This window comes from Cellvibrio mixtus subsp. mixtus J3-8 (assembly GCF_000766945.1).
In the GTDB taxonomy this organism is placed as follows: Bacteria; Pseudomonadota; Gammaproteobacteria; order Pseudomonadales; family Cellvibrionaceae; genus Cellvibrio; species Cellvibrio mixtus_A.
This window is the reverse complement of sequence record NZ_KN266207.1, coordinates 515,988-538,520: the sequence shown is the minus strand read 5'-3', so window position 1 is coordinate 538,520 and position 22,533 is coordinate 515,988. Positions and strand designations below refer to the sequence as shown.

General features: G+C 46.0%; 21 protein-coding genes and 1 pseudogene. 8 read left to right on the top strand and 14 right to left on the bottom strand.

Annotation, left to right across the window (positions count from 1 at the left end):
• Positions 1-218, bottom strand: a pseudogene (locus A596_RS23485) (acetylating acetaldehyde dehydrogenase); the annotation flags it as partial.
• A 575-nt stretch (positions 219-793) separates the two neighbouring features.
• Between A596_RS23485 and A596_RS07300 the strand changes: the two are divergent.
• Positions 794-2,050 carry a hypothetical protein gene (locus A596_RS07300; RefSeq protein ID WP_039913464.1) on the top strand — a complete coding sequence of 419 codons (1,257 nt, stop codon included), beginning with the start codon at positions 794-796 and terminating at the stop codon, positions 2,048-2,050.
• A 22-nt stretch (positions 2,051-2,072) separates the two neighbouring features.
• Positions 2,073-3,101: a DUF6976 family protein gene (locus A596_RS07295; protein WP_039913463.1), complete on the top strand. Its 1,029-nt coding sequence runs from the start codon at positions 2,073-2,075 to the stop codon at positions 3,099-3,101.
• A gap of 375 nt (positions 3,102-3,476) precedes the next feature.
• Here A596_RS07295 and A596_RS07285 read toward each other — a convergent pair whose 3' ends face one another.
• Positions 3,477-3,998 carry a hypothetical protein gene (locus tag A596_RS07285; RefSeq protein WP_235425638.1) on the bottom strand — a complete coding sequence of 174 codons (522 nt, stop codon included), beginning with the start codon at positions 3,996-3,998 and terminating at the stop codon, positions 3,477-3,479.
• Between the two features lie 15 nt (positions 3,999-4,013).
• Entirely contained in the window at positions 4,014-4,403 is a 390-nt protein-coding gene (locus A596_RS07280) for a hypothetical protein (protein WP_039914421.1), read from the bottom strand.
• Between the two features lie 167 nt (positions 4,404-4,570).
• On the opposite strand from A596_RS07280, the gene A596_RS07275 reads away from it, so the two are divergent.
• Positions 4,571-6,400 (top strand): ABC transporter ATP-binding protein, encoded by a 1,830-nt coding sequence (locus A596_RS07275; protein ID WP_039913461.1) that lies wholly within the window; start codon positions 4,571-4,573, stop codon positions 6,398-6,400.
• A gap of 177 nt (positions 6,401-6,577) precedes the next feature.
• On the opposite strand, the gene A596_RS07270 is transcribed toward A596_RS07275, so the two are convergent.
• Both A596_RS07270 and A596_RS07265 read right to left on the bottom strand, forming a co-directional pair.
• On the bottom strand, positions 6,578-7,123 hold the full coding sequence (locus A596_RS07270; RefSeq protein ID WP_039913459.1) for a DUF2058 domain-containing protein: 546 nt from the start codon (positions 7,121-7,123) through the stop codon (positions 6,578-6,580).
• A 120-nt stretch (positions 7,124-7,243) separates the two neighbouring features.
• Positions 7,244-8,194: a LysR family transcriptional regulator gene (locus A596_RS07265; RefSeq protein ID WP_039913457.1), complete on the bottom strand. Its 951-nt coding sequence runs from the start codon at positions 8,192-8,194 to the stop codon at positions 7,244-7,246.
• A gap of 171 nt (positions 8,195-8,365) precedes the next feature.
• Here A596_RS07265 and A596_RS07260 point away from each other — a divergent pair, with 171 nt between their 5' ends.
• The 4 genes from A596_RS07260 (at position 8,366) to gdhA (ending at position 12,997) form a co-directional block, all read left to right on the top strand.
• The gene (locus A596_RS07260; RefSeq protein ID WP_039913456.1) at positions 8,366-9,340 is read left to right on the top strand and encodes an MBL fold metallo-hydrolase; all 975 of its coding nucleotides are present in this window, start codon (positions 8,366-8,368) and stop codon (positions 9,338-9,340) included.
• A gap of 154 nt (positions 9,341-9,494) precedes the next feature.
• Complete coding sequence (gene earP / locus A596_RS07255) at positions 9,495-10,661, top strand: elongation factor P maturation arginine rhamnosyltransferase EarP (RefSeq protein ID WP_039913455.1); 1,167 nt, start codon at positions 9,495-9,497, stop codon at positions 10,659-10,661.
• A 109-nt stretch (positions 10,662-10,770) separates the two neighbouring features.
• The gene (gene efp / locus A596_RS07250) at positions 10,771-11,331 is read left to right on the top strand and encodes an elongation factor P (protein WP_039913454.1); all 561 of its coding nucleotides are present in this window, start codon (positions 10,771-10,773) and stop codon (positions 11,329-11,331) included.
• A gap of 319 nt (positions 11,332-11,650) precedes the next feature.
• A complete protein-coding gene (gdhA, locus tag A596_RS07245; protein WP_039913453.1) occupies positions 11,651-12,997 on the top strand; it encodes an NADP-specific glutamate dehydrogenase in 1,347 nt (448 codons plus the stop codon).
• Positions 12,998-13,062: 65 nt separating this feature from the next.
• Here gdhA and A596_RS07240 read toward each other — a convergent pair whose 3' ends face one another.
• From A596_RS07240 to rlmKL, 6 genes are all read right to left on the bottom strand, one after another.
• Entirely contained in the window at positions 13,063-13,659 is a 597-nt protein-coding gene (locus tag A596_RS07240) for a protein-methionine-sulfoxide reductase heme-binding subunit MsrQ (RefSeq protein WP_039913452.1), read from the bottom strand.
• A 56-nt stretch (positions 13,660-13,715) separates the two neighbouring features.
• Positions 13,716-14,723, bottom strand: coding sequence for a protein-methionine-sulfoxide reductase catalytic subunit MsrP (msrP, locus tag A596_RS07235; protein WP_039913451.1), 1,008 nt, complete (start codon positions 14,721-14,723; stop codon positions 13,716-13,718).
• Between the two features lie 56 nt (positions 14,724-14,779).
• On the bottom strand, positions 14,780-15,634 hold the full coding sequence (locus tag A596_RS07230; RefSeq protein ID WP_152600123.1) for a hypothetical protein: 855 nt from the start codon (positions 15,632-15,634) through the stop codon (positions 14,780-14,782).
• Between the two features lie 20 nt (positions 15,635-15,654).
• Positions 15,655-15,957 carry a type II toxin-antitoxin system RelE/ParE family toxin gene (locus tag A596_RS07225; protein WP_039913449.1) on the bottom strand — a complete coding sequence of 101 codons (303 nt, stop codon included), beginning with the start codon at positions 15,955-15,957 and terminating at the stop codon, positions 15,655-15,657.
• A gap of 12 nt (positions 15,958-15,969) precedes the next feature.
• Complete coding sequence (locus A596_RS07220) at positions 15,970-16,218, bottom strand: type II toxin-antitoxin system ParD family antitoxin (RefSeq protein ID WP_039913448.1); 249 nt, start codon at positions 16,216-16,218, stop codon at positions 15,970-15,972.
• Positions 16,219-16,285: 67 nt separating this feature from the next.
• Positions 16,286-18,541, bottom strand: a complete 2,256-nt coding sequence (gene rlmKL / locus A596_RS07215; protein WP_039913447.1) for a bifunctional 23S rRNA (guanine(2069)-N(7))-methyltransferase RlmK/23S rRNA (guanine(2445)-N(2))-methyltransferase RlmL — start codon at positions 18,539-18,541, stop codon at positions 16,286-16,288.
• A gap of 263 nt (positions 18,542-18,804) precedes the next feature.
• Here rlmKL and rmf point away from each other — a divergent pair, with 263 nt between their 5' ends.
• On the top strand, positions 18,805-19,029 hold the full coding sequence (gene rmf, locus A596_RS07210; protein WP_039913446.1) for a ribosome modulation factor: 225 nt from the start codon (positions 18,805-18,807) through the stop codon (positions 19,027-19,029).
• 104 nt (positions 19,030-19,133) lie between these two features.
• On the opposite strand, the gene A596_RS07205 is transcribed toward rmf, so the two are convergent.
• The 3 genes from A596_RS07205 to A596_RS07195 all read right to left on the bottom strand — a co-directional run bounded on the left by A596_RS07205 (position 19,134) and on the right by A596_RS07195 (position 22,530).
• On the bottom strand, positions 19,134-20,162 hold the full coding sequence (locus A596_RS07205; RefSeq protein WP_039913445.1) for a quinone-dependent dihydroorotate dehydrogenase: 1,029 nt from the start codon (positions 20,160-20,162) through the stop codon (positions 19,134-19,136).
• 73 nt (positions 20,163-20,235) lie between these two features.
• On the bottom strand, positions 20,236-20,457 hold the full coding sequence (locus tag A596_RS07200) for a DUF2835 domain-containing protein (protein WP_039913444.1): 222 nt from the start codon (positions 20,455-20,457) through the stop codon (positions 20,236-20,238).
• A 60-nt stretch (positions 20,458-20,517) separates the two neighbouring features.
• Complete coding sequence (locus A596_RS07195; protein WP_039913443.1) at positions 20,518-22,530, bottom strand: methyl-accepting chemotaxis protein; 2,013 nt, start codon at positions 22,528-22,530, stop codon at positions 20,518-20,520.
• Positions 22,531-22,533: the final 3 nt, after the last annotated feature.

The following is a 22,533-nucleotide window of genomic DNA, read 5'->3' as shown; positions in this document are numbered from 1 at the left end:
CCCAATTTGGAGGCATAGGTCATTCCCGCCGAGTCGAGATTCCTTCCTGCAAACAGTACACATTCAAGGAATGGAGATCGTTGCACTTTTGCCAATAAATCGGCACCGATTTTTCCTGTTCCGATAATACCTACACGAACCTTGTCATTCTGCTGGTTATTTTTAAACACACCTGGCTTGAAAAATTCACCGCGTAATAGTGCTTTAATGAACTGCATAATTTAATCCTTGAAAATTATCTCATTAACCGATTTCTTTGTCGGCGGGAAAGAATGCAATTCAAAGATTTCATAATCATTTGGGCCTGGAAATACCGTAAATTAAATTTCGCGAACTACATCCCATAAAGCAAATTTTAAATTACAGGCGTTTTTTTTATTGCTAGAACTTAGGATTCCCTTAAATCAGAAGAACGCACCTTTTAAAATAATATTAATGATTTAGATGAAAATCCAAATTTAACACCACGGGGAAAACCAATTAATCCACTTTTAAAATGGAAAAATATTTTTTAACGTTAATGAAATTTTAGGCGACAATTTTCTAGTATCTATGAAAATAGCTCTATCAATAATGTGAAGGGGTCGCCATAATCGCGCGCCCTTAAATAATCTTCATAAATATATTGCTGTTTATATTGATTGTTATTCAATCATCTGATGTTAAAACACCAACTTCATGTTAACTATCATCTACGCCGCTCGTATGGCGTGGAATTAAACACTACTTTGATTTGAGGTTTTGTCGAAGTAAAAGGTAATTTTTTGACAACTGACACCCGAAGGAGTAGCAAGTGGTTAAACAACCCAAGCATTACTTTGAGGCCATACTGGGAATTAATGCGCCTTGGTCAGTACAGGATGTTTCGATCGACGAAAAAAGCAGAATTATTCACGTAGAACTTACCTATTTAGTTGAAAAATCGCGCTTTTCTTTTTTCTCCAAAAACCAGGATGCCAATAACAATAAAATCGCTGACGCTGGTTTTTCCAAACGCTGGCTACACACAGGCATTGGTAATTACAGCTGCCACATCGTCTCCAATTTTTATGATCAATCGATCAGCGGCTCGGGAATCAGCAAGGATTCATTATTGCAACCAGGCTTTGTGGGAGATGCGAATCGCAATTACACCCATGAATTACGCCAACGCGTTGCGCTGCTTCATATTCGCGGTTTAGCGCCAGATGCAATTGCCAATACGTTGCAAATCGAGCAGCAAGCAGCCGAAGAAATTATCGGGGATATTGAAAAAACACCTGAGTCCTACCGCCTCGCCACCTGCTTGCCAATGGAGTCAGATCCTATTTGGGAAAGCATGATTTACGACAAATTTCATCTGCGAACCCAATTATTTTCGTTAAAACTTTTGCTGTCCAAGCTTAAGCTAACCATGATTGATCCCAAGGTAGAAACGAAATTAGCGGACTCGGTGAATGAGCTGCGCAAATTCTTCATTTCGCACGCAAATTCACTCGATGCAGAACTGAGTCAGATTTGTGCACTATCGACTAAAAAACAATCCGTGGAAGAACGACGCAGCACTGTCACCAAACTGGTTCTTCCTTCACTCAAAAATAGTATTTGGTTGAAGTTGATCAGCGCAAAAATAGACCTTGGCTCAAACAATATGCCATTGAATTTATTCTTGGTGCGCTTACGCCACGCGTTTCAAAATACACAAGACAATAATGTGCGGGTGGATATCCTTAACCAGTTACGTGAATTTTTCCGTAAGAATGCACGCAACTTGAAGCAGGAACTGGTACTGATTAATAAAATTATGAATGCTCCGGAAGAGCATCAAATCAGCTTGCCAGATGAGCGTAACGATATCTGGAAGCGCATCCTCAAAGACGACACTTTCATACCGAGTTCACATATTGCTTATAAGCTACTCTTATCGAATTTGCGCTCGCAAATTTTAATGAACCCCGACCCGGTAGTGGAATTAAATGCTGTGCGACGGGTAAGGGATTTTATAAAACACAACCAGCGATTTATGCAGCAAGAACTTCGCCTTGTGTTAAGCAATGGTTACTCAAATTAAATAAACTGCCAGGAGAGCTTGTATGGCACAAGATACTGATATCCGCATTCGCAGCGCATTGGTAACACGCGATCAGGTTGTGGAAAAAATCAATCGCGGCGAGTATCTCGTTATAGCTGCAGACGAAACCATATTGGATGGATTACCTTCAGGTAACTGGATTGCAGGCACAATTCCGTATTTTATGACCAATGAAGGCGGTAAAGCGGATCGCGAACATATTTTTGTTAACACCATAGAAGGGGTTCAACCAAGCAACGCTCCCCGCATCACACTCTATGATGCAAATTCCATTTCACGCATTGCACAAGAAGCACCAGAGCATGGTTTTACCATAGTCATTTTACCTGCGATGTCTGAAGTGCATTTATCTTACGCGCAAAATGCGCCTGATTATCCCAACATGTATTTTTCACCTATCATCGGCTGGATCTCCGGTGTCCATCTGGATGATGTTGGCAACCGCAATGCCAAAGTAGGTTTTGGCCCAGCGCGTGGAATGTTATTTGACCAACAGGCCGTAGCAATGCACGTTCCCCTGCCAGGTAATCAATTAGCGAACATCAACATCGTGAATTTGTTTAACCAGGGCCAGGGTCCTGAAATTAAATTCAAAAGCACCGGCTTTTCGGTAAGTGATTGCACGATTAATGGTGAACCGGCAAACCTTGCCGATTACATTAAATATGCAAAAGTGGATACCCGTTTGCCATTGGTTGCCAACTACTCCGGAGTCATGATTAACGTTAGTATCCAGCAAGTGGATGAAGCCAATCAAAAAGTGGACCTGTATGCACCGGTGTTTAGCGATATCAGCTACCGTTTTGCACAACCAGTGGACAATTACATTGAGAGCTTTAACAAAGAATTATCCGCCTCGGACAGTGAAAATATTTCGTTTTCCTGTAATTGCATCCTGAATTATTTATATTCCGAACTGGAAGGGAAGAAGACTCGTGAGCTGACCGGCCCTATCACCTTTGGCGAAGTGGCTTATCAGCTACTTAATCAAACCCTGGTTTACCTCAGTTTAAGTGGCGGCTCTCGCTAGCATTGTGCCCGTTATCAAATTGCGTTGATAACGGGCTCTTCCTATACTCCATAAGACCAATTTCCTGCGAGCCACTTATGGATTTCCTGCGTGCCTTTTTCTCGCTGTTATTTTTTTTATGCGGCATATACCTGCTGATTGACGGATTTATACCGGAAATTAATTGGCCTGTACTGCTGGGAGCCTGCGCCTTTTTTCTGATAGCGTATATTTTCTGGCCCAGCAAAAGCCGTAACCAGCGCGAAGAGACTTATTTCTGGTTGGATTGGCTCGAATTTGTAATTGAACTACCTGTTCAAATATTTCTCTGGATATTCAGGCTATTCTCCCGGCTGTTTAAAGACGGTGATCCTGGAATAGACCTTTAGCAAGGCGTTAACGCCCGGCCCCGTAAGCCTGAATATAATGCTGCAGGTTTTTTTCATTCCGCCTCACAAATTCAATGTCACTACGCGGCACAGCCAATACCGCGGGATCGGCTTTCCCTTTTAATTGCTTTGCCTGCTCTTCAGTCATCTTTTCCGTATCGCCAAACAAAAAATACGCGGCAATTGCATTGCCCAACCTAGTGCTTAACCGCATATATTCGCCGACCGACTTCCAGCCATGTTGTCGGGTAATATTTTTTGCCATTTCCTGCAAGTTTTTGGATTTTAATAACTCATCAATTTTTTTATCTTGCTCAACTGCTGGCAATGCATCGAATGCTTTGATTTTGGCATCGGTGTTATTCATCGTATCGATTGCTTGCATAATCGGCGCGATGTCGCGATTGGTCTGCATCCAACGCTGCACCGATTGGGTATTCAACGTAGCGTTGGGTAATAACTGGGCGTTCGCTACCACACCGGTAAATACCAGGAAAAAGCTACCCAACCAGAAAAACATTTTTCTCATAAAAATTCCCGCGTGCTAAGAAACCCGAAGTGTCACAGCAGTGACAAAAGACCAGACCCAAAAGAAAAAGAATACGAGAAATGGGGTTAACATCCCGAGTTTAAGTCCCGCAACACCTTTTCCTTCATAAAACGGATAAAACACAAACAATTGGATCAAGGTGGGGATCAAGGCAATTACAAAACTGCGAGCAAACAGGCTGCTGGCAAAAATAGGCAATAAAAATAAAAAACCCCACAATCCGCCCCAGACAATGCGAGGGTACATCCAATGAGGCGATACTGAACCCGGCAGATTTACATTCAGGGATTGGGTAATGCCGTAGCGGCTAAATAACCACATAACGACACACATTACCAAGCCACCCAGGCAACCTGCACCAAACACCATTAACGCATTTTTCATAAATATTAGCTCGCGCAAATACTGATCAATAACTACTGCCAATTGCTGACACTAGCGCCTTCGATAATGGGCGACAGTGTAGCACCACAAATTAACACTTGGTTACACGAAGTCGGCGGTGTGAGCTGCTACAATACCGGTTCAGTTTTTAGCCAGTGATATTCATTATGTTTCGTTTTTTTGAAAGCCTGATAAAACCATTTCCTCCACAGGAACCTTCAGCCCCACCAAAAACCCTCTACGCTTTTTGCAGGCACTACAGCCGGGGAGCCGAAGCTTATCTTATCGGCATGGCGATATTTACCGGATTAATCGCGGTAATGGAAGTGTCGCTCTTTGGTTTTCTGGGCAATCTTGTTGATTCATTAAACCAGCATTCGCCAGCCACTTTCTGGACTGAATCCCGTCGCGAATTAATCTGGATGGTGTTTATCCTGCTGGTTGGTTTGCCCGTATCAGTGTTGCTCCATTCGCTATTAATGCATCAAACATTACTCGGCAATTTCCCGATGCGGATTCGCTGGCAGGCGCACCGTTATTTGTTGGGCCAGAGCTATCAGTTTTACCAGAATGAATTCGCGGGGCGTATCGCGACCAAGGTAATGCAAACCGCACTCGCCGTGCGTGAAACTATTATGAAATTGCTGGATGTGATGCTGTACGTCATGGTGTATTTCAGCAGCATACTGGTGCTTGCTGTTTCACTGGATTGGCGACTTGCGTTGCCACTAATCGCCTGGTTTATTTCTTACGGTGGATTGCTGTATTACTTCCTGCCGCGTTTATCCAAAATTTCTACGCAACAAGCCCATGCGCGTTCGGATATGACCGGGCGTTTAGTAGATACCTACACCAACATTTCTACTGTAAAACTTTTTTCACATTCCAATCGCGAAGCGGATTACGCCAAAAAAGGTATGGAGTATTTCCTGTCGACGGTTCACCCGCAAATGCGTCTGGCCACATTGCTCGGCACTGCAGTGTGGGTCATTGATGTATTACTGATTTTCGCAATCGCAGCGATGTCGCTTTGGCTGTGGTCAAGCGCAGCAATTACTACCGGTGCGATTGCTGCCGCTGTCGGTTTGGTATTGCGTTTAAACGGTATGGCGCAATGGATTATGTGGGAGGTGTCCGCACTATTTGAAAATATGGGAACGGCGCGCGACGGTTTAAACACCCTATCCATTCCGCGTGAGGTACAAGACAAACCCAATGCTCCGGAAATAAATATCACCCGCAGCACGATTGATTTTAAATCAGTCGATTTTAACTATGGAAAAGAATCCGGTTTATTGCAGGATTTTAATTTGCACATCAACGCCGGTGAAAAAATTGGTTTGGTGGGCCGTTCAGGTGCAGGGAAATCCACGCTCGTCAATTTGCTGATGCGCTTTTACGATGTCGATTCCGGCTCGATTTTGATTGATAACCAAAACATCGCCGACATCAAGCAAGAAAGTTTGCGCGCGCACATTGGTATGGTTACGCAAGACACCTCGTTGTTACACCGTTCCATTCGCGATAACTTGCTTTACGGCAAACCCAACGCCACCGAAGAAGAAATGATTCACGCCGCGCAGCAAGCCGAAGCGCATGAATTTATCCTGGGCCTGGTGGATAACGAAGGGCGCACCGGTTACGACGCTCATGTCGGTGAGCGCGGCGTAAAACTTTCCGGTGGCCAACGCCAACGTATTGCAATTGCACGTGTACTCATCAAAAACGCACCGATTTTAATTATGGATGAAGCAACCTCTGCATTGGACTCTGAAGTGGAAGCGGCAATCCAGACCAATTTAAATTGGTTGATGCAAGGCAAAACCGTTATCGCTATTGCGCATCGGTTATCTACCATCGCCGCATTGGATCGCTTGATTGTGCTGGATAACGGTCAAATTATTGAGCAAGGCACCCACAATGAGCTGCTGGCAAAAAATGGCGTTTATGCGCATTTGTGGGCGCGCCAATCGGGTGGATTCCTCGGAGAGTTTTAAGGGTAGTAATAAAAATGGCGAGCAAGATTTTTCTTCGCTCGCCACTTAACACTTTCACTCAATTAACCTTCGCTCAATCAATTAGCGTTTTATCCTATTAGCCAGTGTCGGCTGGCAAACTAAAACCATACTCTGATGGCAAAATAGCTAATCGATATTTGCCCAACAACAGCGCAATTACCACATCAAATCATCGGGAATTACATAATCCTTATAAGGATCATCTTCCTCCGTTTGTTGCTGGGTTTTGGTGTTGGCCACTATGACAAACTTTTCATCGCGCTGGGCAATTTTATCGGCCACTATACGCGGTACCACTTCGTAACCTTCGCCCAATTTCACCACCGCCAAAACGCCGCGCACAATTTGTTCCTGAACCAGTTTGGATACGCGGATTTTTTTTATTAATTTGCCATCAGTGAAGTTGTATTCCACATCGCCCTCGCCCGCTCCCTTGGACTGGCGATGATTTTCAATCAATTGTTTGATTTGCGCGGCGATAGCTTTTTGCTGGAGCTCCTGGTCGCGCAGGCGATTCAACTCGCGGTCGCGCTCCGCTTTTTCCTGGCGTGCCTGCTCGGCCGATTGTTTGATTTCATCGACCACTTCTTCATTGGAACGACGCGCTACATTCGTTTCTTTACGCTTTTCCTTATTTGCCTGCTTGGCTTTTTTTGCGTCGATTAAACCCGCTTTTAATAGTTGATCTTGTAAGGAAGCCATGGTGTTTCTCTATAGAAGCTCTATTCGTTATCGATAAGATGATAACGGGAAGTACCCGTTCATCCGTTGTACGCGATCATATCGCCGTAGTTTTTATCAGGTTGCCATCATACATTTGACCTATAGATGAAGGCTATTTTTCACCGTCTCTGTAATTGCTCGATCCCAATAGGCAGGCTCACCAAATGTTTCGCGCAGGTGTGCGATGAACAATTGTGCTTTTGTAGCATGGGAGCGCCCCGGCATGCGTACCGCATGAATACCGGGCTGGATTTTTGCCGGGATATCCGGCACACCGGCAAATAAACACATCAATTGCCCACGCACAATCGCATCGCTAACCAACCAGCTGGCGAGATGCACGATCCCCACACCATCCAGCGCCGCTTGCAATAAAAAGTTGATGTCGTTACTGCAAAAACTTCCTTTTACGGCAAGCGGCTGGTTGCGATTAACACCGGCAAATCCCCAAAGCCCGGGAACCGTCGCCCCCTTGCCCTTCACCGTCAGGCAATTATGGTTTACCAAATCCAGAGGCGAGTCAGGTATGCCATGCTTTTCAAGGTATTTCGGGCTGGCACAAACCAAGCGCTGGAAAGGCGCGAGTTGCGTCGCAACCAGGTCGCTGTCCGGCAATTTGCCAATGCGAATTGCTACATCCACGCGATGCACCGAGAGATCCAGAATTTCGTCGCTGACATTCAGGTCGATTTCCATCAGCGGATAACGCTGCATGAAACTCATCACTGCCGGTGCCAAATGGATACGACCAAACACGGAAGGTGCGGTAATTGTCAACAATCCTTGCGGATCAGCATTGCGTGCCGATATCGCCGTCTTCGCTTCATCCAGCTCCTGCAAAATAAGGCGCGCGCGTGGCAAAAACTCCGCGCCGGAGTCGGTTAATAAAATGACCCGCGAGGTGCGATGAAATAATTGAAAGCCCAATTCCGCTTCCAATGCATCGATTTTGCGTGAAATGGAAGACACCGCCATCGCCTGTGCCCTGGCAACTTTCGACAAATTACCCGTGTCGGCAACGGCGATAAATAAACGAATGGCATCTAACATTGTGCAATCCAAACCCGATATGATTTCGTTGCAAAAATCGCAAAGATGGTTTGCGATTTACATCATTGTGCGATTTTACGCAAACAAATACAATTTTTTCACCAAGCACACAGCATCACGTGTTCGGTCTACTTAATCTGTGCTGACGGGTTAACTCCCCAAGGAATTTATATGTCTGTGTTCTCTATGAAAAAACTCGCCCTGGCAGCCGCCCTGGCTTCAGCAACATTTATTACCGGGCTTGGCAGCCAACTCGCGCTGGCCGCTGCACCCATGGCCAAAACCCCTGCACCGGGATACTTCCGCTTGATGGTTGGTTCATTTGAAGTAACCGCAATTAATGACGGTACTGTAGAACTGCCAGTCGATAAGCTGCTCACCAATCCCGAACCAAAAACCAACGCTGCATTGGCCAATTCTTTTTTAAAAGCACCGCTGGAAACGTCGGTGAATGCTTATTTGATTAACACCGGCGAAAAACTGGTATTGATCGATGCCGGTGCTGGCGGGCTCTTCGGTCCAACGCTCGGTAAATTCGTCGCTAACTTGCGCGCTTCCGGTTATGAGCCTGCACAAATCGACGATATCTATATCACTCACTTACACTCGGATCACATTGGCGGCTTAGTGAGCAACAATGCCCTGGCATTTCCTAACGCAGTGGTTCATGTCGATCAAAAGGACTCTGATTTCTGGTTGAGCAAAGCCAATCTCGATAAGGCACCGGCAGACGCCAAAAGCTTTTACACCAACGCCGTCGCTATGTTAACGCCCTATAAAACTGCCAAAAAATTTGCACCGTTCAACCATAAAACCCAATTAACAACAGGAATTAAAGCCATTTCAACCTCCGGCCATACTGCCGGCCACAGTGTTTATGAGGTGGAAAGCCAGGGGCAGAAACTCTGGCTGATTGGCGATTTGATTCACGTTGCCGCCGTGCAGCTGGATCATCCCGAAGTCACCATTGCTTTTGATAGCGACCAGAAAAAAGCCGCTGCCGAGCGCGATAAAATTTTCACCCAGGCAGCGAAAGAAGGAATTCTCGTAGGCGCGGCGCACATCCAGTTCCCGGGTCTTGGCCATCTACGTAAAGAAGGCAATTCCTACGATTGGATTCCAGTGAACTTCACACAGTTGCATTGATCGTTGAGCCTATTAGAAAAGGGGGTCGATTTTATCGATCCCCTTTTTCATTTCTGGCAACAACCCGATAAAACTTTAGCCGCATCTATATGCATATTATGATGCGAACCTTGAATGCCCATTCGATCACCTATTCGTTTATCAATCTATTTTTATGCCTGCAACCGAAACAAAGTCCTGGGATATTTTTTGTCGCGTCATTGATAACTACGGCGATATCGGCGTTTGCTGGCGCCTTGCACGGCAGTTGGCCAATGAGCATCGCCAACACGTGCGACTGTGGGTTGATGACATGGATTCCCTGGCGAGAATTTGGCCGGAAGCGCAAATCCTTGAACACCAGTTTTGCAATAAGGTTGAAATTTGCCGTTGGATCGAACCATTTCCGGCAAATATTGAGGTAGCCCAGGTCGTCATCGAAGGCTTCGCCTGTGATATTCCCGATACCTACCTGCAGGCGATGGCTGCGCAAAAACATGCAGGGCATCCACCGGTGTGGATCAACCTTGAGTATTTGAGCGCAGAGCAATGGGTTGAAGAGTGCCACGGAATGACCTCTATCCACCCCGCCACTGGCTTGCGTAAAACCTTCTTTTTTCCAGGATTTACCCCGAAAACCGGTGGCTTGCTCCGCGAGCATGACTTATTAGCTCGTCGAGAAAGTTTTGATAAACCTATGTTTTTAGAAAAAATCGGAGTTCAGCAAAAAGATGCGTCTTTGCTGGTATCACTCTTTGCTTATGAAAATCCGGCTATCGCCCCTCTATTAAATACCTGGATCAATTCACCTACTCCCATCCATTGTCTGGTCCCCGGCGGAAAAATACTCACCAGCATCAATCAATCACTGGAAGCAAATCTCGATACAGGGAAACAATGGCAACAGGGAAATCTATTCCTTACTGTAATTCCCTTTCTCACCCAGGTTGAATATGACCTGTTACTGTGGGCGTGCGATATCAACTTTGTGCGTGGCGAGGATTCCTTTATACGGGCGCAATGGGCTGGAAAACCTTTTATCTGGCATATCTACCCGCAAGATGAGCAAGCCCATATCGTCAAACTGGATGCTTTCCTCGACAAGTTCCTGGCTGGGAAAAATGCAGAGTTTGCTAACCGCTTGCGCAGCCTTTGGCACAACTGGAATGAATTTGCTGATACCAGTAATGACTGGAGCAAAATGCTGGAATACCTATCGCAATGGCAATTTGCTGTTCAAGAATGGAGTCTGGATTTATCCCAACAGCCCGATTTGGCCCGCCAGTTAATGGCGTTGGCCGTTGGATATGCCCCCCAAAAAAGCACTACAGAAAAGCTGTAAACAACTGTATAGTAGCGCGCCGATTTCAAACCCTCGGGAAACCTGGCGGTGCGCGCCGCGTAGCTCAAGGTCTCCCGCATTACTTAACTACTGCAAACTGGGATTTACCATGAAAATTGCACAAGACTGCCGCGCTGGCAACGTTCTGATGATCGACGGCTCACCCTGGGTTGTTCAAAAAGCGGAATACAACAAATCCGGCCGTAACGCCGCTGTTGTAAAAATGAAACTGAAAAACCTTCTCAACGGTATCAATACCGAAACCGTATACCGCGCCGATGACAAATTCGAAGACATCCAGCTGGATCGTAAAGAAGTAACTTACTCTTACTACGCTGACCCGATGTACGTATTTATGGACCCTGAGTTCAACCAATACGAAGTAACCGGCGAAGAGCTGGGCGATTTGCTTCCATGGATTGAAGATGGCATGGAAGACGTGTGTGATGCAGTGTTCTACGAAGGTAAAGTAATTTCTGTAACGCCACCAAATGCTATCACCCGCGAAGTGGCTTACACCGAACCGGCAGTTCGTGGCGATACCTCTGGCAAAGTAATGAAAACTGCCAAGCTCAAGAACGGCACTGAATTGCAAGTTGCTGCTTTCGTTGAGATCGGCCAGAAGATCATCATTGACGCACGCACCGGCGAATATAAGTCTCGCGCATAAGCCCAAGGCTCCCCTGCCAGTGACTAACAGTCGCTGGCGGCTTCCGCAACAAAGCACCAACAGAGTGCAAAAAAATCAAAATTGCACCATATTGGTGTTGAGAGATAAGCTCTTTACTCTCATAATTCCCTCGGGTGATGGCGGGTAAGCCCCCCCTGATTCCATGCTTACACTCTAGTTGCACCGTATATAGCGCCCACCCGGAAACGTTATTGCCTTGGCAACTTCTCCTATTTTTTAATTTAATCATTGATCATCGGTTCTCATGCCCGGGAGTATCAGGCATTTCCGTTTGTAACCGATCGAGTTGGAGTTTTCTGTGAATGATGTAAATACACGCCTCGAGGCAATCTATAACCAGGTGGTACAAAGAAATCAGGGCGAGCTGGAGTTTCACCAGGCAGTAAAAGAAGTCATTGAAACCCTTGGCCCGGTTTTACAAAAACACCCGGAATACGCAGAACAAAAAATAATTGAAAGAATCTGCGAGCCCGAACGCCAGATTATCTTTCGAGTCCCCTGGACTGATGATAAAGGTGAAGTGCAAATCAATCGCGGCTTCCGCGTTCAGTTCAATAGCGCCCTGGGGCCCTATAAAGGCGGTATTCGCTTTCATCCATCCGTCACGCTTGGCACCATCAAATTCCTGGGGTTTGAACAAATTTTTAAAAATGCATTAACCGGCATGCCGATTGGTGGCGGTAAAGGGGGTTCTGATTTCGACCCCAAAGGCAAATCCGATGCGGAAGTTATGCGTTTTACCCAAAGCTTTATGACCGAACTCTGGCGGCATGTCGGCGAATACACTGATGTTCCGGCAGGCGACATTGGTGTAGGTGCACGCGAGATTGGCTATATGTTTGGCCAATTCAAACGCCTCACCAATCGTTACGAATCCGGCGTCCTGACTGGCAAAAGCCCGGCCTGGGGTGGAGCCTTGGTACGCAAGGAAGCGACTGGTTATGGTGCAGTATTCTTCCTGGAGGAAATGCTCAAAATACGTAATACAACCCTGGAAGGAAAAACGGCTGTAGTCTCCGGTTCAGGAAATGTTGCTATTTATGCAATTGAAAAATTACAACAATATGGTGCCAAAGTTGTTGCCTGTTCTGATTCAAATGGTGTGATCCATGACCCTAATGGCATCAACCTCACGTTGATCAAACAATTGAAAGAAGTTGAACGCAAACGGATTAGTGAATACATCAACCATCGCTCAGGGGCAACCTATTTAGCCAACGGAAATATCTGGGATATTCCCTGTGAGGTCGCGCTGCCTTGCGCCACCCAAAATGAATTGGATGGAAATTCAGCGCGCACACTTGTCAATAATGGGTTAATTGCTGTGAGTGAAGGGGCAAACATGCCATCCACGCCGGCAGCAATCCGGATATTCCAGGAGGCCAATATTGCTTATGGATTGGGTAAAGCAGCCAATGCCGGTGGTGTAGCAACTTCAGCACTGGAGATGCAACAAAATGCCAGCCGCGATTCCTGGAGCTTTGAATTTTCCGAGCAACGTTTGAAAACAATTATGCAAAATATCCATCAGGATTGTTTTAATACAGCTGAAGAATATGGACATAAAGGAAATTATGTTTTGGGTGCAAATATTGTAGGCCTGCGGCGCGTTGCAGAAGCAATGATTGCTTTCGGGGTTATCTGACACAAATAAAGATGGGAAAACACCGATTCAGGTGTTCTTCCATCCACACAATAAATAATCGCGTTTTATTTTGGCTTCTGGAAATACCAATAAACCCTGATTCCTAGAAGCCATAATAAAATACTGCCCAAAATAACTGCTTCAAAATAACTTGATCTTACCTGCATAAATACATGAAGCCATGCCAATATGGCGATCAAATAAATACTTTTATGTAGTCTGCTCCAGCTTTTCCCCAAACGCCGCATCATCGCTTTAGTCGATGTTATGCCTAACACAATCAGTAAAATCACCGCCGGAATAGTCACAAGAATGTAAGGTCGCTCAACCAGCTCTTTGCCAAAACGAGTGAAATCCAGCCCTAGAATAAATACCAGAAATGCAGTCACATGCAGAAGCGCATAAAACAAAGCAAATAATCCCAACATACGGCGATGCACTTGCAACCAGCGAAAATGAACTCTACCGACGTGAATCAACCGACGCAACGGTGTAACCGCAAGCGTAATAAACAAAAAATAAATTGCCCACTCGCCGGTAAAAAGAACAATAGTTTTAGCCGGATCTGCACCCAGCTGGTTGGTCAGGGTTTTATAAATTATAAAAACCAGGGGAATTGATGCGAGAAGGAAAATCAGTATTCTTCGCCAAAGAACAGGCATCGTATTTTATCCAGCAAATGAAATGGCAGCGGATATTATAAAAATATCCGCACTGCTTAATAATATTTTCGTAAGTCCATATCTTTATAAAGATGCGCAACCTGGTCAGCATAGCCATTGAACATTTGTGTAGGAACAATGTTGGGCCGCAATAACCCACTCGGCAAACGGCGCTCTTCTGCCTGGCTCCAGCGCGGGTGGCTAACCTTTGGATTTACATTGGCATAAAAACCATATTCATCCGGTGCAATCATGCTCCAGGTAGTCTTGGGTTGTTTTTCAGTGAATTCGATTTTCACAATCGATTTAATATATTTGAATCCATATTTCCATGGCACGACTAAACGCAGCGGCGCGCCGTTTTGGTTAGGCAATACTTTTCCATACAGTCCCACCGCTAAAATAGTTAACGGGTGCATGGCTTCGTCCATACGCAAACCTTCGCGGTACGGCCAATCAATGGTGCTAAACGAACTTTTTTGGCCGGGCATTTCCGCCGGGCGTTTTAATGTTGTGAAAGATACAAATTTTGCGTTGCCGGTTGGTTCAAAACGTTTAATTAAATCCGCTAACGGAAAGCCAACCCAGGGCACAACCATAGACCAGGCTTCCACACAACGCAGGCGATAAATACGCTCTTCCAGATTTACACCTTTTAATAAATCCTCCAGCGTATAAGTGCCGGGTTTGGCTACCTCACCCGCAATTTCCACTGACCATGGATGTGGTTTAAGCACATGGGATTTGGCGGCCGGGTCGGTTTTGTCATACCCGTACTCATAAAAATTGTTATAACCAGTCACATGTTCATACGGCGTAAGGTTTTCGCTGATTTTTTCCTGGTTGGTTTTGGCCGCAGCAATCTGTTGTTTCAACCAATCAGGCCCGGGCAAATCTTTATCAACAACCTGGCTGGGCGCCGCCAGCAAATCCGGAGCAGCAGCGATACCAACACCCAATGCGGCCGCGCTCATGGTGCCGCGCATAAATTCGCGGCGGGAATTATAAATACTTTCCGGGGTTATTTCGGAGGAAGGAATATCTGAGGGACTTTTAATCAACATGGCGACCTCACTGTAAGTTGGCAAGATGAGTTATAGACTCAACCCGATGAAATTTGTTACTGCCGCGTAAAAATAAAATTGCGTCCCTGCATTTCACAAACATAATAACTATCGCCCAAGGGGCTGCAATCATCTGCAATTAACCCCTGCGGTATTGCAGATGATTCGCTTACTCCCATACTGGCTTTATCTTTTTTCAGGAAGCTATACATAGTTTCAAAACGCTGCGCAAAGTCCAGGCCTTTACTGTTAATATCCTGATAAAGATAAGTAAATTTCCCATAAGTCATAGTGACTCCGCACAAACCTATCTCACACATTTTGCCAATATATTGCTGGTAAGCACGCGCTAAATACTGGTTTATCGCCCCCTCTTTATAGCCGGGTAAATTCATTTTATTTTCCGCCGTCAACGCTGATTTTGTGAGGCGCTGATTGGCTTTATTGCCTGACAAGGTGAACACACCATTGCTGCACTGCAACTGTTTGGAAATCAACTTGCAACCAAAAATATTTTCAATCAGTGGCGTAGTTTGTTGAATAGCCGCTATCGGTCCAGTTCTTGCCACTTGAACAGTTGACTTCTCCGTAATGGCAGGCTTGGCTTTTGTAATTACGCTGGTTTCTATAACCGCCAATTTGGTTTCTGTCGCTACAGGGAGCTTTTTTATCGGCAAGGGCAACTTGATCCCGTTACGCTCAGCCGGCCGTTTTAACAGCGATGCTTGTACTTGTTCATTATTTTTTTTGAATTGATTAAACGGTGGTAAATTTTTAGTTTGGGCTTTTGCCTGGAGCTGGCAATAAACTTGCTCGTAGTAAGTCTCCGCGAGCGCGAAGCAGAATTGATCGGCATTTGCAGCACTGGAAATCATAAGAATGGATGCGACATAACAAGATAATATTTTCATTTTTATCAGTCGCAACATTGTCAATGCCAGGTATTAAAATAATATTCCACATCCATGTCCTGATGTAACACCCCAATAACGTCAATTACTCCTGCACCGAGTCGATAAAACACCAAATGTTCACCGTGCGGAAACGAGTAATAACCTGCACAAATATCGTTTCTATTTTTTCCTGACAATGGATTTTCACCAATCCATTCAAACCGCTGCTCAAGCAATTTTAGATATTTATCACGTTGTAATTTACCCCATTGATGTTGGGTATAGCGCGCGATACTTTTTAAATCATCCCTGGCACGGGGAGTCACCCGATATTTCTTCATTAGATGTCCTTATCAATTATCCCTATCCAATTCGTCGATCAATGCATCCACGGAAAAGTTATCAACAAATTGGCCTTTGTCCGCTTGTTGCGCACCTTGGGCAAGGTGTGTTCTCAATGCCTCCAACTTCTGCTTCCGCTCTTCGAGAGTGCGTAAAGCATCACGCACTACTTCACTCGCAGAGCCATAGCGCCCGCTGGCAATCTCATTTTTGATAAAAACTTCCCAATGCTCACCCAAGCTCAGGCTGGTAGTTGCCATACGCACCTCCAATTATTCATATTTAACATTAATGAATATAGCTCCTTTCCAAGCGGACTGCAATTATTTAATGCGTAATCAACCAGCACTGATGAATCTTGGGATTGCGCTTGAAGTCCTCATCGATAGTGCGCCCGCTGATATCTTGTATCGTATAAGCATTTAGCGCGTCGCTATCCAATTTAAAACTGCGCAAGTTATTGGAAAAAATCAGGGTTCCGCCCTCCGCCAGTGAACGCATGGCGTTGTGAATCATACCTACATGGTCACGCTGTACATCCAACACATCTTCCATGCGCTTGGAGTTGGAGAAGCTCGGAGGATCAAGCAGTATCAAATCGTATTGCTGATCATTTTCTTCCAGCCACTTCAAACAATCTGCTTGCTCCAGACGATTGCGTGATTCACTTAAACCATTCAACGCAAAATTTTTGCGCGCCCAGTTCAGGTAGGTATTGGACATATCCACACTCACCGTATAACGCGCCCCCGCCATAGCGGCGTGCACGCTTGCCGTAGCGGTATAGCAGAACAGATTTAAAAAGCGTTTATCTTTTGCCATCTCCGCAACCAGCAAGCGCACCGGGCGATGATCGAGAAACAAACCAGTATCCAGGTATTGCCACATATTGATATGCAATTTAGCCTGGCCTTCCTGCACACTAAACAAATCGCCGGTTGGGCGCTCACTCAGTTTTTCGTATTGACTGCTACCTTTATTACGGCGGCGTTGTTTGTAGCTAATGTTTGCATCGGGAATATCCAATGCAAAAGGCACAGCTTGTTCAATTTCAGCAAAACGCGCCGCTGCACGCTCTTCGTCAACGGATTTGGGCGCAGCATATTCCTGCACGTGTGCGTATAACTGTGGCGCACGATTGGGCTGGGTTTGCCCACGGTAAATATCAATTGCTGCTGAATATTCAGGCATGTCCGCATCATACAAACGATAACAACTGATCTCGTTTTTCTTCGCCCACTTTTCCAATTGCTTAAGATTTTTTTGCAAACGGTTCACCAACATCTGTGCACCATTACTTAATGCGGCTTCCCGTTCTTTTTTATTGTCGATTTTTACTTTTTGTTCAGCAGCTTTGCGCTCTTCATCATTTTTGCTAAAACGTGCATCTTGTTCGACACGGCTTTGCACAAACGTTTCGCTACTGATGGTGAACATCAATAGTTCGCTGGCGATGGTGCCGTTAAAAAATTTATATTTTTTATCTGCACGTAAACCCATTTGTTTTCCGAGTTCGGGATTGCCGGTAAACACACCGGCGCGCCATCCCTGGAATTCATTGCGTAAACGTTCGCCCATATGGGCATACAATAATTTCAGCGATTCAATTTCACCCAGGCGTTCGCCGTAAGGCGGGTTGCTAATCACCAAACCAAAATCCATCGCTTTATGGGTCGGTTTTACAAAATCTTTTAATTCCTTGCGGCTGACGCGCAACCAATGATCCAGCTCGGCACTGACAATATTTTCTTCTGCGGCACGAATCACTTTTACATCAGCATCGTAGCCGCGGATTTCGGGTAGATTTTCTTTTTCCAGTCCCGCTTTTTTGCGCGCGAATGCTTCTTCACGCAATTCCAGCCAAATATCGTTGCGATGATTTAACCAGCGCTCGAAACCAAAACTGCCACGCAGTAAGCCCGGTGCAATATCGGCAGCGATTAATGCCGCTTCAACCAGAATCGTGCCCGATCCACACATCGGGTCGAGCAATGCACCGCCTTGCGCGGCAATTTCCGGCCAACCCGCACGAATCAAAATACCCGCCGCCAGGTTTTCCTTCATCGGCGCACTGCCTTGTTTTACACGATAACCCCGCCGGTGCAGGCTGTCGCCCGACAAATCGATACTGACAATCGCTTTGTTTTTGGCGAGCCGGACGTTCACGCGCAAATCAGGGTCACGCTTGGCGACTGACGGACGCTCGCCACTGAAGTCGCGCAAGCAATCTACAATCGCATCTTTTACTTTCAGGGCACCGAATTGGGTATTGCGGATGGTGTCATTGGTGCCGATAAAATCTACCAACAAGCTACCGTTTGGACTCAGATGCTCTTCCCAGCGGACCTCACGTACGCCATCGTAAAGCGCTTCTTGCGATTCAGCTTCGAAACTGGCCAGGGGCAGCAGGATTTTGTTAGCCAACCGCGACCATAGACAAGCGCGATAAGCCATTGTTATATCACCGGAAAAATAAACACCGGCCACGGTTTCACGAATATCATCGCCCCCCAATTGCTGGAGTTCAGTATTGAGCAGGCCTTCAAGCCCTTTTGGACATGTCGCAAAGTATTGATGAATCATTTTTATTCCAGAGTGAACTTTCCTGAATGGCACCTGACTAAACAAAGGTGACGTTCATAATATTGTCAAATAAAGCTGCTAGGCCGATATGCCATATAGAATGGCCCAGGTATAAGAATTTAATCGTTCACGGCGCCGGTTAAATCTGGTGTACTCCCAAAACCTGTCCTCGAAGACCCCACGACCAAGAGAAGGAGGTGAAATACCAAAAAACCCGCTAGACCGCTTCAACGATAATCCACAAACTAGAGGTGCAATAACTGATGAAACGTCAAAAACGTGACCAAACAGAACGCGCATTTGTTAAAGGGTATCAAGCAGGTATCGATGGGCGTTCTAAAAGCCTCTGCCCCCATGAGTCCGGGGAAGCCCGTCAGCAATGGCTGAATGGCTGGCGCGAATCGCGCATGGACCAGTGGGATGGCTATAGCCGTTTGGCTCAGGTTCAAAAAATCAGCAACATCAGCCCCATGACAATGAGTGGCTAATTTCCGTAAGACCAACAGAATTCCTTTTTTACATCATCATATTGAATGAAATAAGCCCGCTAATGCGGGCTTCGTCATTCCTGGAGCTTAACAATAATCGATGGTCAGATACCTTTTTGGTAACTGGCAACACCTTGAGCGGCGGCATGGATCAATGCCGGGCCTTCATAGATGAACCCGCTGTAGACCTGCACGAGACTGGCACCGGCGCGGATTTTATCGGCGGCGCTAGCCGCGTCGAAAATACCGCCGACACCAATAATCGGCAATTTCCCACCCAGGCAGGTATTAAGCGTACGAATCACCCAGGTACTTTTATCGCGTACCGGTAAACCGCTCAATCCACCGGTTTCATTACCATTTTCGTATTCTTCTACACACACACGGCTAACTGTCGTGTTGGTGGCGATAACACCATCCATTCCTTCCTGAATAAGCACGCCGGCAACCTGGGCGATTTCTCCCTCGTCCATATCCGGAGCGATTTTCACCAACAGAGGCACCTGCTTACCGGTCGCCTGTTGCAATATGCCCTGCTCTTTTTTCAGCGGCGCCAACAGTTGTGACAGGGAATCGCCAAATTGCAAATTACGCAAACCCGGGGTGTTGGGAGAAGAAATATTTACAGTGATGTAATCCGCATGCTCATAGACCTTACGCAAGCAGATCAAATAATCATCAACTGCATTTTCTACCGGTGTAGTCGCGTTTTTGCCAATATTAATACCCAGCACACCGTTAAAGCGGCGCTTCTTAACCTGCCCAATCAGATGATCCACACCTTTATTGTTGAACCCCATGCGATTAATAATGCCCTGGGCTTCCGGAATGCGGAACAAACGCGGTTGGGGATTACCCGGCTGCGGACGCGGTGTGATGGTTCCTATCTCGACAAAACCAAATCCCAAGGCGCCCAGCGCATTGAAGTAATCGCCATTTTTATCCAGGCCAGCGGCAAGGCCTACCGGATTATCAAACCTTAATCCCCAAAGGCTTACAGGATTGCTCGGAACAGGCTTGGTAAACAACCCCAGCAGATGCAAGCGCTCGGCTGCGCCCAGCATATCCAGGCTCAGTTCATGGGAGGTTTCGGCGTCCAGGCGGAATAATAAATCGCGAATATGGTGATACATGGAGGGCCTTTGCGGTCAGTCATAACGATCAAAAAATTTCAGGGCGCAAGTCTACTGGATTAGCGCCCTCAAATCACCCCAAACGTTTAATGGTTTTAAAACGATTCTCCTCATCAAATTCAATTTCAAAGGTGCCACGCACACCGCTATGCAATACAAACGGCCGCAAGATCCCGGCAGGAAAGCGAATGCTACGACCATCAATGCTATGCGCAAAAACCGTTTTCACATTGCCCTCATAGGAACGCTGGAACTCCTCCGCAGAAATAGCGATATTTACGATAATACTTTTCAAAAATTCACCCGGTATCTATTAAATAGCTTGCCAAATAGTTTTTATCAAACTCACAGCGGCTCAGGTTTTAAATTGCAAGGTATTTTCAAGCAATTGGCTGGCGCTACGCCGCATCGTTATACTGAAGCCCAGCGTTTGCTCGACTTGACCCAGAATATTTTCTGCGGAGTTACCCAATTCGCGTGTTGAACGGGACATTTCTTCCGCAACCGTTGCCTGCTCTTCAGCGGCTGTTGCAATCTGCGTGTTTAAATCGCGCAGCATTTCAACATTTTGCACAATCTGCTGTAAAGATTCACCGGCACTGGCAGCACTCTGCACGGACTGCTGGGAACCGTGAAAACTTTGCAAAATAATATCGACAGCGGTCGCTGCACGAGTCTGTAACTTTTCAATAACTGTTTTAATTTCCGCCGTGGAATCCTGCGTACGCTTTGCGAGTGATCGAACCTCATCAGCCACTACGGCAAATCCCCTTCCCTGCTCACCCGCGCGCGCCGCTTCAATCGCCGCATTTAAGGCAAGCAGGTTGGTCTGTTCAGCAATGCTACGGATAACTTCCAGCACCGCACTGATATCAGTGACATCACTTTGCAATTGCGAAATAATATTTTTAGCCTGGCTTACATCATCACCCAAACGATTAATCATCTGGATTGCATCGTTTACCTTTTTTTGACCTTCGCGGGCAATATCGCGCGCAACATCTGTTGCAGAACTGGTGTCCACACAGGTGCGCGCAACCTCACGAACAGTCGCAGCCATTTCTGTAGCGGCGGATGCGGATTGCTGGGTTTGGTTATTCTGTTGATCAAGCTCAACCTTCGTGCTATCGGTCACTGTTTGCAGTTCGATTGACAGTTTATTCACATCATTTGCAGAATTCTGGATAGCAAGAATTAAATTGGAAACCTGTTGCACCATCGCGGATAAATTGCTGGCGACCTCCCCGATAACATCGCGGCTATTGACACGGATATCGCGGGAAAAATCCCCTGCCTTCAGCTGCTGGGCCGCACTATTGACTTGCTGCACACTAATATTCAGCGCACGCAAAATACCAAATGCCATGTAACAACCCAACACAATACAAATTAAAGAAAAAATAATAATCAACCACATCCCGTGCAGCTCGTCAGAACGGGATTGTTCCACTTTTTTCAATAACAACTGGCTCGCTTGCTGATCAAAAATACCTAATGCATCGATAACTTCCGTTACGCTGTTGAAAAACAGGGTATTATCAGTCGTGGGCTGATCAACTGTAAGCAATTGTTGATTAAGCACTACATCCAGAGACTGCATGCTGTGCTCAAACGCGGAATAGGAAGTGGAAAAATAATTCTTCAGTAAAGGATCACTGTACAGCATATCCACTTGCTGTTTAACACTCCCCTCAATATTCAATATGCCATAACGCAACCCGGTTAATGTTGCCCGTTCTTCAGGGGTAATATTTTTATCAATTAGCGCACCAGCGCCCTTACCTCGCAATTGGCCCAACAGTTCCTGCAGTTCCGGGACCTGAAATAACACCAACTGCATTAAATAATACTGATCGCGGGTTTCCAGCAATTCAATATCATAATAGTCTGCAACCTGCACCAGAGCTTGATGGACCTCTTCAATTAATTCTGTGTGGGCACTGAAACTTTTTTCCGCATCCGGTGCAACAACAGTTAATTTCAACGGCTGCCAATTGCTATTGATGGTAGCAAATATCCTGGCAGTATCGCCGAGGGATTCTACTTCGGCAGACACCTGTTGCAATTGTTTATCCAGGGCAGTTTCTATCGCACGTAAACTATCCGCTTTATCAGTTGCACCATTTAAATATTGCGCCATCGCCCCCCGGTGCCTGGCTAGATCCAGCGCCAGGGGTTTGATAGCCAATGCCAGAGTCACTCCGTATTCAACACCTTCAGCAGTATCAATTGCTTGCTTGTGTTGGTGTAACTGTTTAATGAGCAGCCATAAAAAAGGCAATAAAAAAATCAATACCACACAAGTGAGTTTGGCCGAAAAAGACATACGGTTTGCCAGGCTAATCGCTGGCTGCAATAACATTGACATACA

Bases quoted from the DNA above. Each gene is read 5' to 3' on its own strand.
- A596_RS07295 (WP_039913463.1), top strand. From the start codon at position 2,073: ATGGCACAAGATACTGATATCCGCATTCGCAGCGCATTGGTAACACGC.
- A596_RS07285 (WP_235425638.1), bottom strand. From the start codon at position 3,998: ATGAGAAAAATGTTTTTCTGGTTGGGTAGCTTTTTCCTGGTATTTACC.
- A596_RS07280 (WP_039914421.1), bottom strand. From the start codon at position 4,403: ATGAAAAATGCGTTAATGGTGTTTGGTGCAGGTTGCCTGGGTGGCTTG.
- A596_RS07275 (WP_039913461.1), top strand. From the start codon at position 4,571: ATGTTTCGTTTTTTTGAAAGCCTGATAAAACCATTTCCTCCACAGGAA.
- A596_RS07270 (WP_039913459.1), bottom strand. From the start codon at position 7,123: ATGGCTTCCTTACAAGATCAACTATTAAAAGCGGGTTTAATCGACGCA.
- A596_RS07265 (WP_039913457.1), bottom strand. From the start codon at position 8,194: ATGTTAGATGCCATTCGTTTATTTATCGCCGTTGCCGACACGGGTAAT.
- A596_RS07260 (WP_039913456.1), top strand. From the start codon at position 8,366: ATGTCTGTGTTCTCTATGAAAAAACTCGCCCTGGCAGCCGCCCTGGCT.
- earP (WP_039913455.1), top strand. From the start codon at position 9,495: ATGCCTGCAACCGAAACAAAGTCCTGGGATATTTTTTGTCGCGTCATT.
- efp (WP_039913454.1), top strand. From the start codon at position 10,771: ATGAAAATTGCACAAGACTGCCGCGCTGGCAACGTTCTGATGATCGAC.
- A596_RS07240 (WP_039913452.1), bottom strand. From the start codon at position 13,659: ATGCCTGTTCTTTGGCGAAGAATACTGATTTTCCTTCTCGCATCAATT.
- msrP (WP_039913451.1), bottom strand. From the start codon at position 14,723: ATGTTGATTAAAAGTCCCTCAGATATTCCTTCCTCCGAAATAACCCCG.
- A596_RS07230 (WP_152600123.1), bottom strand. From the start codon at position 15,634: ATGAAAATATTATCTTGTTATGTCGCATCCATTCTTATGATTTCCAGT.
- A596_RS07225 (WP_039913449.1), bottom strand. From the start codon at position 15,957: ATGAAGAAATATCGGGTGACTCCCCGTGCCAGGGATGATTTAAAAAGT.
- A596_RS07220 (WP_039913448.1), bottom strand. From the start codon at position 16,218: ATGGCAACTACCAGCCTGAGCTTGGGTGAGCATTGGGAAGTTTTTATC.
- rlmKL (WP_039913447.1), bottom strand. From the start codon at position 18,541: ATGATTCATCAATACTTTGCGACATGTCCAAAAGGGCTTGAAGGCCTG.
- rmf (WP_039913446.1), top strand. From the start codon at position 18,805: ATGAAACGTCAAAAACGTGACCAAACAGAACGCGCATTTGTTAAAGGG.
- A596_RS07205 (WP_039913445.1), bottom strand. From the start codon at position 20,162: ATGTATCACCATATTCGCGATTTATTATTCCGCCTGGACGCCGAAACC.
- A596_RS07195 (WP_039913443.1), bottom strand. From the start codon at position 22,530: ATGTCAATGTTATTGCAGCCAGCGATTAGCCTGGCAAACCGTATGTCT.